The 14,062-nt window shown below is 35.4% G+C and carries 18 protein-coding genes; 10 read left to right on the top strand and 8 right to left on the bottom strand.

The window, feature by feature from the left end:
* Positions 1-44 precede the first annotated feature (44 nt).
* Positions 45-776 (top strand): pyruvate formate-lyase-activating protein, encoded by a 732-nt coding sequence (gene pflA, locus RCJ96_RS21085; RefSeq protein ID WP_000238472.1) that lies wholly within the window; start codon positions 45-47, stop codon positions 774-776.
* 412 nt (positions 777-1,188) lie between these two features.
* A complete protein-coding gene (locus RCJ96_RS21080) occupies positions 1,189-2,355 on the top strand; it encodes a diglucosyl diacylglycerol synthase (protein ID WP_000594713.1) in 1,167 nt (388 codons plus the stop codon).
* A 363-nt stretch (positions 2,356-2,718) separates the two neighbouring features.
* On the opposite strand, the gene RCJ96_RS21075 is transcribed toward RCJ96_RS21080, so the two are convergent.
* From RCJ96_RS21075 to RCJ96_RS21060, 4 genes are all read right to left on the bottom strand, one after another.
* Positions 2,719-2,838, bottom strand: coding sequence for a YfhE family protein (locus RCJ96_RS21075; RefSeq protein WP_000358480.1), 120 nt, complete (start codon positions 2,836-2,838; stop codon positions 2,719-2,721).
* A gap of 110 nt (positions 2,839-2,948) precedes the next feature.
* Positions 2,949-3,506, bottom strand: a complete 558-nt coding sequence (locus RCJ96_RS21070) for a GNAT family N-acetyltransferase (protein WP_000914738.1) — start codon at positions 3,504-3,506, stop codon at positions 2,949-2,951.
* A 241-nt stretch (positions 3,507-3,747) separates the two neighbouring features.
* The gene (locus RCJ96_RS21065) at positions 3,748-4,878 is read right to left on the bottom strand and encodes an amidohydrolase (RefSeq protein WP_000698303.1); all 1,131 of its coding nucleotides are present in this window, start codon (positions 4,876-4,878) and stop codon (positions 3,748-3,750) included.
* A gap of 140 nt (positions 4,879-5,018) precedes the next feature.
* Positions 5,019-5,924 (bottom strand): TIGR01777 family oxidoreductase, encoded by a 906-nt coding sequence (locus tag RCJ96_RS21060; RefSeq protein ID WP_242304619.1) that lies wholly within the window; start codon positions 5,922-5,924, stop codon positions 5,019-5,021.
* A gap of 81 nt (positions 5,925-6,005) precedes the next feature.
* On the opposite strand from RCJ96_RS21060, the gene recX reads away from it, so the two are divergent.
* Positions 6,006-6,818, top strand: a complete 813-nt coding sequence (recX, locus tag RCJ96_RS21055) for a recombination regulator RecX (RefSeq protein ID WP_000268517.1) — start codon at positions 6,006-6,008, stop codon at positions 6,816-6,818.
* A 9-nt stretch (positions 6,819-6,827) separates the two neighbouring features.
* On the top strand, positions 6,828-7,145 hold the full coding sequence (locus tag RCJ96_RS21050) for a YfhH family protein (protein ID WP_001057035.1): 318 nt from the start codon (positions 6,828-6,830) through the stop codon (positions 7,143-7,145).
* 64 nt (positions 7,146-7,209) lie between these two features.
* On the opposite strand, the gene RCJ96_RS21045 is transcribed toward RCJ96_RS21050, so the two are convergent.
* Positions 7,210-7,362: a YpzG family protein gene (locus RCJ96_RS21045; protein WP_000122093.1), complete on the bottom strand. Its 153-nt coding sequence runs from the start codon at positions 7,360-7,362 to the stop codon at positions 7,210-7,212.
* A 38-nt stretch (positions 7,363-7,400) separates the two neighbouring features.
* The gene (locus RCJ96_RS21040) at positions 7,401-7,559 is read right to left on the bottom strand and encodes a small, acid-soluble spore protein K (protein ID WP_098000943.1); all 159 of its coding nucleotides are present in this window, start codon (positions 7,557-7,559) and stop codon (positions 7,401-7,403) included.
* A gap of 121 nt (positions 7,560-7,680) precedes the next feature.
* Here RCJ96_RS21040 and RCJ96_RS21035 point away from each other — a divergent pair, with 121 nt between their 5' ends.
* On the top strand, positions 7,681-7,947 hold the full coding sequence (locus RCJ96_RS21035) for a YfhJ family protein (protein ID WP_000998157.1): 267 nt from the start codon (positions 7,681-7,683) through the stop codon (positions 7,945-7,947).
* Positions 7,948-7,971: 24 nt separating this feature from the next.
* Here the strand turns inward: RCJ96_RS21035 and RCJ96_RS21030 are convergent, their stop codons facing one another.
* Positions 7,972-8,952, bottom strand: a complete 981-nt coding sequence (locus RCJ96_RS21030) for a metal-dependent hydrolase (protein ID WP_000379131.1) — start codon at positions 8,950-8,952, stop codon at positions 7,972-7,974.
* Positions 8,953-9,101: 149 nt separating this feature from the next.
* On the opposite strand from RCJ96_RS21030, the gene mutY reads away from it, so the two are divergent.
* Positions 9,102-10,199 (top strand): A/G-specific adenine glycosylase, encoded by a 1,098-nt coding sequence (mutY, locus tag RCJ96_RS21025; RefSeq protein ID WP_000171405.1) that lies wholly within the window; start codon positions 9,102-9,104, stop codon positions 10,197-10,199.
* Positions 10,200-10,385: 186 nt separating this feature from the next.
* Here mutY and RCJ96_RS21020 read toward each other — a convergent pair whose 3' ends face one another.
* Positions 10,386-10,610: a hypothetical protein gene (locus tag RCJ96_RS21020; protein WP_000275431.1), complete on the bottom strand. Its 225-nt coding sequence runs from the start codon at positions 10,608-10,610 to the stop codon at positions 10,386-10,388.
* A 124-nt stretch (positions 10,611-10,734) separates the two neighbouring features.
* Here RCJ96_RS21020 and RCJ96_RS21015 point away from each other — a divergent pair, with 124 nt between their 5' ends.
* The 4 genes from RCJ96_RS21015 (at position 10,735) to RCJ96_RS21000 (ending at position 14,062) form a co-directional block, all read left to right on the top strand.
* A complete protein-coding gene (locus tag RCJ96_RS21015; RefSeq protein ID WP_000039045.1) occupies positions 10,735-11,016 on the top strand; it encodes a gamma-type small acid-soluble spore protein in 282 nt (93 codons plus the stop codon).
* Positions 11,017-11,204: 188 nt separating this feature from the next.
* Positions 11,205-11,465, top strand: a complete 261-nt coding sequence (locus RCJ96_RS21010) for a YgaB family protein (protein WP_000997582.1) — start codon at positions 11,205-11,207, stop codon at positions 11,463-11,465.
* A gap of 251 nt (positions 11,466-11,716) precedes the next feature.
* Positions 11,717-12,247 carry a nucleoside tri-diphosphate phosphatase gene (gene ntdP / locus RCJ96_RS21005; RefSeq protein WP_000506628.1) on the top strand — a complete coding sequence of 177 codons (531 nt, stop codon included), beginning with the start codon at positions 11,717-11,719 and terminating at the stop codon, positions 12,245-12,247.
* A gap of 54 nt (positions 12,248-12,301) precedes the next feature.
* Positions 12,302-14,062 (top strand): ABC transporter ATP-binding protein, encoded by a 1,761-nt coding sequence (locus RCJ96_RS21000; RefSeq protein WP_074608200.1) that lies wholly within the window; start codon positions 12,302-12,304, stop codon positions 14,060-14,062.

Here is a 14,062-nt window from a genome sequence, read left to right as displayed (position 1 = left end):
TATAAATAGCAGAGGGAGGCTGTTTCAATAAAGGAGGAAGTAACATGGTAAAAGGAAGAATTCATTCTGTAGAGTCTTGTGGTACTGTTGATGGCCCAGGAATTCGTTATGTCATATTTACACAAGGGTGTTTATTACGTTGTCAATATTGTCATAATGCTGATACGTGGGAGATCGGTAAAGGAAAAGAAATAACAGTCGAAGAAGTAATGCAGGATGTGACATGTTACCTTCCTTTTATTGAAGCTTCCGGAGGCGGTATAACAGTTAGTGGTGGGGAACCATTATTACAACTAGATTTCTTAATTGAATTATTTAAGAAATGTAAGGAAATTGGAATTCATACAACAATTGACTCTTCGGGTGGTTGTTATTCTGAAGAACCAGAATTCCAAAATAAGCTAGATATTTTAATGGAGTACACAGATTTAGTTTTATTGGATTTGAAACATATTGATTCAAAGAAACATCGTAAATTAACAGGAAAACCAAATGAACATATTTTACAATTTGCTCGTTATTTATCGGATAAAAATAAACCGATTTGGGTACGACACGTATTAGTTCCTGGTATTACTGATAATGAGGAGGATCTACAAAAACTATCTAGTTTTATTCAAAGTCTGTCTAATGTTCAGAAAGTTGAAGTGCTACCATACCATAAGCTTGGTGTATATAAATGGGAGGCACTTGGGCATAAGTATCCACTCGCAAATGTAGAACCGCCTACTGAAAAAAATGTAGAAGAAGCAAGACATATTTTACAAGCAGTCTAATCCAAATGTTGGGTTAGGCTTTTTGCTTTCTTTACAATAAAACCTAGAGTATATATGGAGAAAAGAGTATACTGAAAATAGAATATCCATATTTTTGTAAGGAATAAGTGGAGAAATTTACATAATTGTAAAGGGAAATCAAAATAGTAAAAAGAATTAAGAAGTAAAAGAGTGAGTATCATGGAATAGAGAACATTTGTAAGTTATTGCGAAAGCTCTTATAGGAAAGTATAATGTAAAGATATGAGCACAGATAGGATTAAGGGGTCAATCTTATATGCTTTGCATATCCACGACAGGTACATAGCTGAAAGAGAAATATTAGAGTCTGTTTATGTAATTTTTAAGGAAAATGTTTTTCCTATTGTCGTATATGCAATATGGAGAAACAATAAGCTAGGAGTGGATTTGTTTGATAAAAAACCCCAAGGTTTTAATATTAACTGCACATTACGGAAACGGTCATGTGCAAGTAGCGAAAACATTAGAACAAACATTTCGCCAAAAAGGAATTAAAGATGTAATTGTATGCGATTTGTTCGGAGAATCACATCCGGTTATAACCGATATTACAAAATATTTATATTTAAAAAGTTATACAATAGGAAAAGAATTGTACCGCTTGTTTTATTATGGCGTAGAAAAAATTTATGATAAAAAAATAGCATCTTGGTATGCTAATTTTGGAAGAAAACGTTTGAAATTACTTTTACAAGCGGAGAAACCGGATATTGTTATTAATACTTTTCCGATTATAGCTGTACCAGAATTAAAAAAGCAAACAGGTATTTCAATTCCTGTGTATAACGTATTAACGGATTTTTGTGTGCACAAAATATGGATTCATCGGGAAGTAGATCGTTATTTTGTAGCAACTGATCACGTAAAAAAAGTTATGGTTGATATTGGTGTGCCTGCGGAGCAAATTGTTGAAACTGGAATTCCGATTCGTAGTAGTTTTGAGTTAAAGATCAATTCAGATATTATATATAATAAATATCAGTTATGTAAGAATAAAAAGATTTTACTAATTGTAGCAGGTGCTCATGGAGTATTAGGAAGTGTAAAAGAACTATGCCAATCATTTATGTCAGTACCTGATTTACAAGTAGTTGTCGTTTGTGGGAAAAATGAAGCGTTAAAACAGGATTTGTTAGGGTTACAGGAAAAAAATCCTGATGCATTAAAAGTATTTGGTTATGTAGAAAATATTGATGAACTATTCCGCGTTACTTCTTGTATGATTACAAAGCCAGGCGGTATTACGTTAAGTGAAGCGGCAGCATTGCAAGTACCTGTCATTTTATATAAGCCTGTTCCAGGACAAGAAAATGAAAATGCGATGTACTTTGAAAGAAAAGGGGCTGCAGTTGTCATTCGTGATGATAGTGAGGTTTTTGCAAAAACAGAGGCGTTATTACAAGATGATATGAGGCTTCTTCAAATGAAAGAAGCGATGAAAAGCATTTATCGTCCAGAGCCAGCTGATCATATTGTGGATACAATTTTGGCAGAAAACCATGTAGAACCGAATCATATACCTATTAAATCACCTGCTCTTGCACAATCATTTACTTAATATGAAACCCTCTTTTGTATGTTTAAAGAGGGTTCTTTATTATTTTCGAAGATAAAGACTTATCCACATGAAGATTGCGTATTTATTAAACATTAAAGTCGGAATATTAACAACTATATCCACATCATCCACAATTTTTAGAAAAATATCCACAATTCTAACATTTGATGTGCGCTACAACATAAAAGCTGGTGAAGGGTTTGTATAATTTATTAACAATTCTATCAATTCTGTGGATAACGTTATCCACAGAAAAAAGGTTCCTTATTTATAAGGAACCTTTTTTCTACTCTATCACGTAGAAAAAATATGTAATGAGAATGAATAATTAGGGGGGAGAACTTCTAATTATTCATTCTCACTTTAAATACTTTTCGAGCGATAACCCGCTGCGCGATCTGCTTTACGAAATTCTCGTTGGTAAAGAACTTCTTGTGTACTAGATAATGCGTTTTTTGCTTTATCACGTTTCTTTTTATCCATTACAAATCACCTCGTGTCCTAAAGTTACTATCTATCGTTTCCAGAGACATGGGGTGATATACGTATATATCAAAATGTTAATGGTTAATTATTATTTCTGAAAATTTAGATTATGCTTCTTTTAAGTGATGAGAATCTTGGAACGTTGTATCTCGCATTGTAGCAAGTGTATATTGATCTTTTGGAATTTCATATAAGTTATATACTTCTTCATTTGCGTTAATTTCATCATAAACGGCTTTTCTTGTTTCGTTTGCTAGATTTACATATTGTAATTTTTCTGCAGCTTTAATAGAACGAATATTTATTTTGCGAATACGCATAAAGATCGTTTCAATATCTAACTCGTAGAAAAGTTCGCTAAAAAATGAATCTTTTGCCAATTTATTGTAGCCTTTTCCGTGATAAGGTTTGCCAAGCCATGTTCCAAGGAATCCGGCTTTTTCTTGCACATCAAATAAAGTAATTGTTCCGATAGGGTTACCCCATTCATCTAAAATTGTGCGTGAAATTAATTCCCCACGCTCTTCAGCTTCAATCGTTTGTTTCGTTAAAAATAAATATTCCTCATAAGAATAAGCCTTTTGACGCACAAAAGGGAAGACAGCTGGATCCACCATTAACTCGTATAGAACGTGGCTGTCGTGTAAGTCGCGTTTTTTCAACATACTAACTCCTCCTCACACGAGGGTAGCATGACGAAAAAACACCCCACCCTCGAAATTTTTATATCAATCTTTAAAAAATTTCGGGGTGGGAATCGAACCCACTAGAACCAGTTTCTAACGCTGGTGGCGCACCATTTGCCTTCCCCATTCATCAATTTGAAAATGATAATCACGACACAAATTGATTATGGTTTCATTCAGTTTATAATCGTATAATACTTTATCTAGTCAAAAAAATAAACTAGTTTTTTTTATTTTTTTTGTAAATTATTTTTCCATCAATCATAGTTAGTACAGGCTTGGCTAAATAATGGAAAGGATGATGGGTCCAGAGCACAAGATCAGCGTCTTTTCCAGCCTCAATGCTTCCAATTCTATCCTCTAAACGTAAATTTCGCGCTGGAAATATAGTGATTCCTTCTAGTGCAGTTTTTTCGTCTAATCCTTCCCTTACTGCGACAGCAGCACAAACATTTAAATATTGAATGGGTGTATAGGGGTGATCTGTTGTGATGGAAACTTCCACTCCATTTTTTGATAATATATGGTAAGTATCCCATGTTTTATTTTTTAGTTCGATTTTAGAACGGCGTGTAAGCGTGGGGCCAACTGAAACCTTCAAATTGTGTTTTGAAAGTTCTTCAACAATAAAGTGTCCTTCTGTACAATGTTCAATACGTAAATCAAGATTGAACTCTGTTGCAAAGCGTAGAGCAGAACTAATATCATCTGCTCTGTGAGCGTGGATACGTACGGGTATTTCACGGCGTAATGCTTTTAAGATAGGAAGCATTCGAAAATCAGCTTCATGCCCGTAGTGCTGTGCTTCATAGAATGATTCCCGAAGTAATCCCATAATTCCCATACGCGTAATGGACTCTTTTGTGCCATTACTATGGACCTTTTTAGGATTTTCTCCAAAGGCAATCTTTAAACCAGCAGGTTCTTGGATAATCATATGATCAATACAAGTTCCAGCTGTTTTTATTACACAAGTCGTACCACCGATAATGTTTTGACTTCCTGGCATAACGTGAACAGTTGTAATTCCATTTTGTACCGCATCTTGAAATGCAATATCCAAAGGGTGGATTCCGTCTAAAGAACGGATATGTGGTGTTGAAACTTCAGACGTTTCATTTGCATCATTGCCAGCCCAACCAGTACCTTCATCATAGAGACCAAGATGGGTATGGACATCAATAAATCCAGGTAAGAGATGAAGAGCACGTGCGTCTATAACTGTCATATCTTGAGTAGGTTGAATGGAAGGCTTGACCTCAGCAATTTTTTCTCCTATAACGAGTACATCCCCTTGAAATTTTTGGGATGTAATAGGATAGACAATGGCTTGTTTGAGCAATATTTTCATAGGTACCTCATTTCTGTTACTTTATAATGTTAATGGAATGTAAGGGAAAGTAACTGAAAGATTATTTGTGTAATAATGCTCCGGATGCTAGAAAATAAAAGTTTTGAAAGGGCCCTCTGTAAAACTGTGTTTTAGAAGTACTACATTGTATGCGAAAGTATATTTTGTAATGCATGGTCTATTGACGGAAATGTGTATTGATACCTATACTCAATTGCTTTACTAGGTAATACATGTTGCCCTTCTAGTACAAGTATGCTCATCTCGCCTAATAAAGCACGAAGCATAAATGAAGGGACAGGTAACCAATGAGGTTTTTTTATTATAGTTGCAATGATTTCTCCAAATTCCTTCATTCTTATAGGATCAGGAGCTGTAATGTTAAGCGGTCCATCAATTTCTTCTTTGTGTATGATGAAATCAATCATGGAAGCGACATCGTCTATATGAATCCATGATAACCATTGATTTCCAGATCCAACTGTACCTCCGATATAGAATTGATAGGGAAGTAGCATTTTGGGAAGGGCTCCTCCGTCTGGACCTAATATAACTCCGAATCTTGCGTAGATTGTCCGTATTCCGAGAGCACGTGCTTTAGATGCTTCTTGTTCCCATGAATATACTGTATTTGCTAAAAAGTCATTTCCAGGAGTCACATGCTGTTCTGTAAAAGACTCGGTTTCAGACGTTCCATAGTATCCAATTGCACTTGCGTTAATAAATGTGTGTGGTTTTGTAGGGAGTGCCTGCAATTGTTTAATGAGTCCTTTTGTTGTTTGAATTCTACTGTTTAAAATGACTTTCTTTTGTTTCTTTGTCCATCTACTATTAATAGACTCTCCAGCTAGATTAATAACTACATCAATAGAAGAGAGGGGGAAGGTTTGCAAATCTGGTGTCCATTGCACATACTGAAGGTTAGGGTGAGAAGTTTCAGTAGTTTCTTTTCTTGTGAGAATGTAAACCGTATATCCTTTTTGAATAAAAAAAGTAGAAAGGTATGTGCCGATAAAGCCGGTACCACCAGAAATTGCGATTTTCACAATTATTTCCTCCTCATTATATATATTCTTGAAAAGCAAAAACGTTCCTCGACTATGTTAAAATAATAGAGAGGTGAGAGTATGGCTGTCATTACAAAAATAGAAGTGCAAAAACGATCGAAAGAACGGTTTAATATTTATATCGATAAAGGTCAAGGGGAAGAATACGGATTTAGTGTGAACGAAGTAATCTTAATAAAACACGGATTACAAAAAGGCTTAGAAATTGATGAAATAGCGTTAGGAAATATTTTGTACAATGAAGAGGTACAAAAAGCATATTTACAAGCAATCTCCTATTTATCCTATCAAATGAGAACGAAACTAGAAATAGAAGATTTCTTACGAAAAAAAGAAGTAGGACAAGCCATCATCTCTGAAGTCGTTTCGAAATTATTACATGACCGATATATTAATGATAAAGAGTATGCTATTTTATATACGAGAACGCAAAGTAATGTGAATCGAAAAGGTCCAACGGTTATTAAAAGAGAGTTGTTAAATAAAGGTATTCAGGATTTAATTATTACGCATAGTTTACAAGAATATCCAAAGGAAAAGCAAATTGAGAATGCTTTAATTCTTATAGAAAAGAAGAAAAAGTCTTATCAAAAGCATTCCTTTTTACAAATGAAGCTAAAGTTAGACGAAATGCTTGTTCGTAAAGGATATTCTAGAGATGTGATTCAAATTTGTTTGGAAGAATTGAAAGACGAAAAAGATGACGAAAAGCAACAAGAAGCGTTACACTATCATGGGAATAAATACTATGAGAAATATAAGAAGTATGATGGATGGACATTTGAAAATAAGATGAAACAAGCGTTATATCGTAAAGGATTCTCTATTGATGAGATAGAGATATTTTTGCAAATGAAACGCGAAGAGGGGTGAGGGAATAAAATGAATATGCCAAAACGCTACAGTGAAATGACACCATATGAGCTAAGGGAAGAAATTGGGGTTTTGAAAGAGCAAGCAATAAAAGCTGAGCAACTTGGAATTGTAAATGAGTTCGATGTATTAATGCGAAAGATAGCAATGGCTCGCGCTTATATGACTGACATAAACAAATTCCATATTGGTGAAACGTATGAATTAGTAGAAGAACCTGGTATATTATTTGAAATTACGTATTTCAATGGGGTATTTGCTTGGGGACATAAGCAAAATGATAATGAAGAGATTGGAATACCGATTTCTTTATTGCAAGAAAAATAAAAACCAGAGAGCGAATATCTCTCTGGTTTTCATCTTTGGTAGGCGTTACAGGAGATAGGAGATTCTAAAATTGGCGTTTTTTACATTCATTCGCCAATATAATGAGAGACTGGGTTTGTTGCGTCTGTCCGTTAACTTGCGCTTTTGCATGTTTCGGACGAGTCCACGTATGGTTAAATAATTCAGAACGACTATCTAAGCGATCACGGTAGCTCATCTTTATCACCTCGTGTAGGAAGTTAAGTTACTTTGTTACTACTCTTCCTGCTGATTTGCAGCACGCATACGTTCTTGTGGGTGCGTGTTAATTGTGCCGTTAGGTCGTTTCGAAGCGAAGCGTGATTTCGCTTTCGGTTGACCGTTGATTTTGCTGTTGTTTTTTGACTCAGACCAAAATTCGGCTTGTTTACCCATTGCGAACGCCCTCCTCATCATCAGTTGATACCTCTTGAAGAAGTATCAATTATAGAATGTGCAAAATAGAAGAAACTATCCTTTAGAAATGAAGGGATAATTAGGTAAAGGAGACTAGAACATGAATGATATTTATGAAGCATTAACGAAAGAACTATTAGACAAAAATGACAAGCTTTCTTACGCACAAGCGCGTGCTTGGGTTGAATTACTGTGGGAAGATTTTCAAACGACTTATGCGAAATCAGGTCGTTATCAAGGAGAAGAAATGACTGAACAAGTTGTGCGATCATGGATTAATAATCATGGAGGACGCCTTCATGAAATGCGTACAAATAATCCGAAATATAGCCATCTAATCAATCAAGAAGATCATTTGAAACATTAAAAAAAGCGACTGAAGTCGCTTTTTTTAATGTGGAAGTAACTCCAGTTTTTTTCGAAGTTTTTCTTCACTAAAAATCCATCCTGTATAGGAACTAATAATATTTAAATTATGATCGAGTTGAACGATCGCAACGAATGGATAATAGTCTTTACTACGATATCGCAAATCAATGAATCGAACTTCATAATAATGATCATAATCGAAAATGTCCCAGCGATATACAGGGGAGAAAGATAAAAATGCTGAGATGTTTTCATCTTGTTTAGCTGCGCGCATAATAGCATTATCTGGGAACGGTACCCGATCGAACTTATCATAGATCATAATGTTACCACGATGCCATCTAGCAACGTAGTAATAATCGGTTGTAACGACTGCTAAATGATAATGATAAAATCGATAAGAAGGAGAAATGATTATCTTCTCAACATTTTTGAAACGTTTTTGTACAACACTTCTTATATTTCTATGCATCATAATCCGTCCGATGTAGTAAACAATCATTAATATATACGCTGCTAAGGCAGTATATCCTTTATGGGAACCTACGAGCATACAAGCAATTGCGAGTATATGGATAAAGAAAATGACGGTATCAAATGTATTAATGATGCCGAGCGCTACCCATTTTTTTGTGAAGGGCCGTAATGCTTGTGTACCGTAGGCATTAAAAATATCTACAAAGACATGAAGAAAGACGGCAATAAAGGACCAAAGTAGTAGATGCAAATATGGAGCGTCTGAAAAGAAGGCGAAAGAGATGCCACTTATAAGGAAAGACCAAAGAATCACTGCAGGAATGGAATGAGTAATCCCACGATGATTTCTTATATATTTAGCGTTATTACGCAATTTTAAAACTGTATCGATGTCAGGAATATTGGAGCCGGCAATTGTAGCGAGCATAACTGCTTGTGGCCCAATATCACTTTGTGCTATGGCTGGATCTAACGTGGCCAAACTGCCTAGAGTAACGCCCATAACAAGGTGAGTGGCTGTGTCCATAGAAATCCACCTCCGTTTTTTATTAATGTAACTCTTTTTATTCGATACCTCAAGTCCTTTGCCTTCTATTTCCTATGTCATCTTACTTAAATTTTTTCCTAAAATCTTTATAATAGTACTTATATGCAAAAAAATGAGGGGGACCAAGTTTGACACTTGAAATATTAAATAATTTTAACATAGAGCAGTTTCAAAATGATTTAATTGGTTGGTTTGAAAAAGAGCAACGCGACTTACCGTGGCGTAAAAATAAAGATCCATACCGTGTTTGGGTTTCGGAAATTATGTTGCAGCAAACTAGGGTAGAAGCTGTAAAACCATATTACGCAAATTTCATGGGGAAGTTTCCTACTCTAGAAGCTTTGGCAAATGCTGATGATGAAGAAGTGTTAAAAGCATGGGAAGGTTTAGGGTATTATTCTAGAGCGCGAAATTTACATGCAGCCGTAAAAGAAGTAAAAGAAGTATATGGCGGGATTGTGCCAAGTGATGTAAAGAAGATTGAGAAATTAAAGGGAGTCGGTCCCTATACAAAAGGTGCTATTTTAAGTATCGCATATGGTATACCAGAGCCGGCAGTTGACGGAAATGTTATGCGTGTATTATCTCGCATTTTATCAGTATGGGATGACATTGCAAAACCGAAAACGAGAAAAGTGTTTGAAGAGATTGTGCGTGAAATTATTTCGGCTGAAAATCCATCTTATTTTAATCAAGGTTTGATGGAATTAGGAGCACTGATTTGTATTCCTAAAAATCCAGCATGCTTACTTTGTCCTGTACGTGAGCATTGCAGGGGATATGCTGAAGGTGTTCAAAAGGAATTACCAGTAAAAAGTAAAGCGAAAGCCCCTACGATGGTACCGATCGTTGCAGGAGTACTTCAAACTGAAGATGGTCGTTACGTCATTAATAAACGTCCAAGTACCGGTTTATTAGCTAACATGTGGGAGTTTCCGAATATTGAACTTGGCGAAGGGATTCGAAGTCAGAAAGAACAGCTTACAGATTATATGAAAGAAAAATTTGAGCTCTCGATTTCTATTGATGAATACGCAATGAATGTACAACATACATTTACACATCGCACATGGGATATATTCGTATTTTACGGAAAAGTAACTGGTGATATCGTTGAAACAGATACATTGAAATTTGTATCGAAAGAAGCATTTGAGCAGTTACCTTTCTCTAAATCGCATCGTACAATTTATGAGAATTGTGTTGAGAAAATTACAATGCAATAAAGTGAAACTTTAATCAGTGGGGGTTTTCTTCATCCCCCACTGATGATTAGCCCTCACCAATCGGACTTTAATGGGCAGCTCGACCCCCACCTTACTTCTTTTCTTTCGCTGCATTTTGAGGTGGGGGTCTTACTGCCCATTAAAGCGGGATAAACAAAAAAAGTGTTCCCAGGTGGGAACACTTTTTTAATCGTAAGAAATTTTTGTCCCATGAGTCCAACTAGCATCACCTTCTTGTAAGCCGCCTCTTGATTCAATTTCTATTACAATTTCTTTGTAGATACTTTGACCTTCTGCATTTAAATACGGCAGAATCTGTTGTAATGAATGATGAAAATAAGCCAATTCATCTTCTTTCCACTCATTTTTTGAAATCATCGTTAGTTCAGTCATATCGCGTCCGATATACATATTTCCACCTCCATTTTCTATAGTTTGAATGAGTGACAAGAGATATATACGGAGATTAAAAAAAGAAAATCACGGATAGCTTCTAAGTGAATTGGTTACATTATTGGTTGTGGAGGTGAGAAAGATGAGTAAAAAACAACAAGGTTATAACAAGGCAACTTCTGGTGCTAGCATTCAAAGTACAAATGCTAGTTATGGTACAGAGTTTTCAACTGAAACAGATGTGCAAGCAGTAAAACAAGCAAACGCGCAATCAGAAGCAAAGAAAGCACAAGCTTCTGGTGCACAAAGTGCAAACGCTAGTTATGGTACTGAATTTGCAACTGAAACAGACGTGCATGCTGTGAAAAAACAAAATGCACAATCAGCTGCAAAACAATCACAATCTTCTAGTTCAAATCAGTAATGAAAGAAAAACACTTCTCTAATTCGGGAGAAGTGTTTTCTTTGTGCATGGGTCTTGGTAATGAAAATAAAGCGAACGACATAACTTCTAATAAGTCAACAAATGTAGTCAAAGGAGAAGGAAGTTAAAGATTAGAAATATGTAATGAGGAATAATAAATGATAAATAAGTCCAAAAGGGGGTAAGTAATGAACGATTTTGATAAGTTGGTAGGAGAGCAATTGGAAACGATGGATGAGTTGTTGAAGTTACAAGCTCACCTAGAGAAGTATCAGCAAATTGAAATGAGCGAAAAGGATACGTGCGATAAAAAGGAATTACATTTTATTCGCCAAGAAATATATAGAACAGAATTAGCGCTCAAGCTATTACATGAGAAATTTGAAGAGCAAACAAATAGTGTGATTCAATCTTTTGAAACTGAAAAAATGATTTCAAATTTAGGATAAGATATATCGTTACCTTTAGGTGAAAGGTCCTTCTTTACATGGAAATGAGGAAGGACTTTTTTTATTCTCATTTCTTCCTTTATAAAATGTTAAGCGAAGATCCTTGTTTCTTAATAGGATTAAGGATATCGTATTCAGTGTAAAATATAGAGTCTTATCGCTTTAGTTTTAAAATTTCGACAAAAAAGTTATAATAGAAAAAAAGTGAATGCAGTTCAAAGGGCATTTGCAGTTGAAGGAAGGGAGCATATATGGGATTTCCCAAAGAAGGAGAAAAAGTACAAATACATAGTTATAAACATAATGGCTCCATTCATAGAATGTGGGAAGAGACAACGATTTTAAAAGGGACACAAAGTCTTGTGATCGGAGCAAATGATCGTACAGTAGTGACGGAATCAGATGGCCGAACATGGATTACTCGTGAACCAGCAATTTGTTATTTTCATGCAAACTATTGGTTTAATGTAATTGGAATGTTAAGAGAAGAGGGAGTATATTATTATTGTAATTTAAGCTCACCTTTTGCATATGATTCTGAAGCATTAAAGTATATTGATTATGATTTAGATATTAAAGTGTATCCAGATATGACATATACGCTTTTAGATGAAGATGAGTATGAAAAACATAGTCAAATTATGCAATATCCACCTGTAATTGATACGATTTTAAAACGAAATGTAGCACAACTAACACAATGGATTCATCAAAGAAAAGGGCCATTCGCACCAGACTTTGTAGATATGTGGTATGAGAGATATTTAATGTACAGAAATTAAAACAAACCTGCAGGGGATTTCCCCGCAGGTTTGTCCTATTAGAGGGGGGATTATGTGCAAGGTATAAAAAGATATTTGCAATTTGTTAAACCATATCGATGGCTTATTGCTATTACGATTATGATTGGTCTAGTTAAATTCGGCATCCCGCTTATTATGCCGTGGTTATTAAAATATATTATTGATGATGTCATTCAGGGCGGAGGGTCACTTCAAGATAAGACGTCCCAACTAGTAACAGCGATTGGGATTGCTTTTTTTATTTTTGCGGTGTTAAGACCACCGATTGAATATTATCGTCAATATTTTGCGCAGCGTATCGCAAATACAATACTATATGATTTGCGAAAACATATTTTTGGTCATTTACAAAAGTTGAGTTTACGCTATTATTCGAATACAAAAACAGGGGAGATTATTTCACGTGTCATTCATGATGTAGAACAAACGAAGGACTTTGTAATTACTGGTTTGATGAATGTTTGGTTAGATACGGCAACAATTGCTATCGCTATTATTGTTATGTTTTCTATGAATATAAAATTGACATTTGTTGCGCTATTAATTTTACCTATTTATGTAGTAGCAGTGAAATATTTTTTCGGGCGTCTTCGTAAATTGACGAAGGAGCGTTCACAAGCGTTAGCAACGATGCAAGGATATTTACATGAACGTATTCAAGGGATGCAAGTGACACGTAGCTTTGCATTAGAAGAGTATGAGGGGAAGCAGTTTGAAAAAAGAAATAATGAATTTTTGACGAAAGCGTTAACGCATACGAGTTGGACGGCGAGAACATTTTCGGCAGTAAATACGTTAACAGATTTAGGGCCGTTACTTGTAATTGGTTTTGCAGCATATGAAGTGATTCAGGGGCAGTTAACATTAGGGACTATGGTTGCTTTTGTCGGATATATGGATAGTTTGTATAGTCCGCTTCGCCGCCTTGTTAATTCATCTACGACATTAACGCAGTCTTTCGCATCGATGGACCGAGTGTTTGAACTATTAGATGAAAAATACGATATTGTGAATGTGCCAAGTGCGGTACAAACGAAAAAATTAAATGGTGAAGTGATATTTGATAATGTATCTTTTCGTTACAATGCGGATGAAAAAGAGGTATTACATAACCTTTCGGTAACTATGTTACCAGGAGAGAAGGTAGCACTTGTAGGAGCGAGTGGAGGAGGGAAGTCATCTCTTGCTAGTTTAATCCCGCGTTTCTATGATGTTTCTTCAGGCGCAGTGTATGTAGATGGGATAGATGTCAGAAAGTATGATATGAGAAATTTACGTAGTCATATTGGAATTGTACTGCAAGATAATTTGTTATTTAGCGATACAATCGGGGCGAACATTTTATATGGAAATCCGAAAGCTACAGAGGAAGAAGTAATTGCAGCTGCCAAAGCTGCGCAAATTCATGATTTTATTATAGAGTTACCTGATGGTTATGATACTGTCGTTGGGGAACGTGGTGTGAAGTTATCTGGTGGTCAAAGGCAACGTGTAGCGATTGCACGAGTGTTTTTAAAGAATCCATCATTACTTATATTAGATGAAGCGACTTCCGCTTTAGATTTAGAAAATGAACGATATATTCAAGAGGCGCTTCAGACGTTAGCTGCTGATCGAACGACAATTATAATTGCACATCGATTGGCGACGATTACGCATGTGGATACGATTATTTACATTGAAGATGGTGAAATTAAAGAGACAGGTTCTCATGAAGAATTAATGAAAAAAAGAGGATATTATTACAACTTATATCAACTTCAACATATAACAGAAACAGCTCCTTTAGCGTAA

The sequence above is a fragment of the Bacillus sp. BSL6 genome (genome assembly GCF_052928345.1).
Note: the sequence above shows the minus strand (reverse complement) of the source record. Positions and strands in the feature narration are given on the sequence as shown.

Excerpts from the sequence above, each read along its gene's own strand:
- RCJ96_RS21045 (WP_000122093.1), bottom strand. The coding sequence starts at position 7,362 with ATGAGCTACCGTGATCGCTTAGATAGTCGTTCTGAATTATTTAACCAT.
- recX (WP_000268517.1), top strand. The coding sequence starts at position 6,006 with ATGGCTGTCATTACAAAAATAGAAGTGCAAAAACGATCGAAAGAACGG.
- RCJ96_RS21015 (WP_000039045.1), top strand. The coding sequence starts at position 10,735 with ATGAGTAAAAAACAACAAGGTTATAACAAGGCAACTTCTGGTGCTAGC.
- RCJ96_RS21065 (WP_000698303.1), bottom strand. The coding sequence starts at position 4,878 with ATGAAAATATTGCTCAAACAAGCCATTGTCTATCCTATTACATCCCAA.
- RCJ96_RS21035 (WP_000998157.1), top strand. The coding sequence starts at position 7,681 with ATGAATGATATTTATGAAGCATTAACGAAAGAACTATTAGACAAAAAT.
- RCJ96_RS21050 (WP_001057035.1), top strand. The coding sequence starts at position 6,828 with ATGAATATGCCAAAACGCTACAGTGAAATGACACCATATGAGCTAAGG.
- RCJ96_RS21075 (WP_000358480.1), bottom strand. The coding sequence starts at position 2,838 with ATGGATAAAAAGAAACGTGATAAAGCAAAAAACGCATTATCTAGTACA.
- RCJ96_RS21010 (WP_000997582.1), top strand. The coding sequence starts at position 11,205 with ATGAACGATTTTGATAAGTTGGTAGGAGAGCAATTGGAAACGATGGAT.
- ntdP (WP_000506628.1), top strand. The coding sequence starts at position 11,717 with ATGGGATTTCCCAAAGAAGGAGAAAAAGTACAAATACATAGTTATAAA.
- pflA (WP_000238472.1), top strand. The coding sequence starts at position 45 with ATGGTAAAAGGAAGAATTCATTCTGTAGAGTCTTGTGGTACTGTTGAT.
- RCJ96_RS21070 (WP_000914738.1), bottom strand. The coding sequence starts at position 3,506 with ATGTTGAAAAAACGCGACTTACACGACAGCCACGTTCTATACGAGTTA.
- RCJ96_RS21030 (WP_000379131.1), bottom strand. The coding sequence starts at position 8,952 with ATGGACACAGCCACTCACCTTGTTATGGGCGTTACTCTAGGCAGTTTG.
- RCJ96_RS21020 (WP_000275431.1), bottom strand. The coding sequence starts at position 10,610 with ATGTATATCGGACGCGATATGACTGAACTAACGATGATTTCAAAAAAT.
- RCJ96_RS21040 (WP_098000943.1), bottom strand. The coding sequence starts at position 7,559 with ATGGGTAAACAAGCCGAATTTTGGTCTGAGTCAAAAAACAACAGCAAA.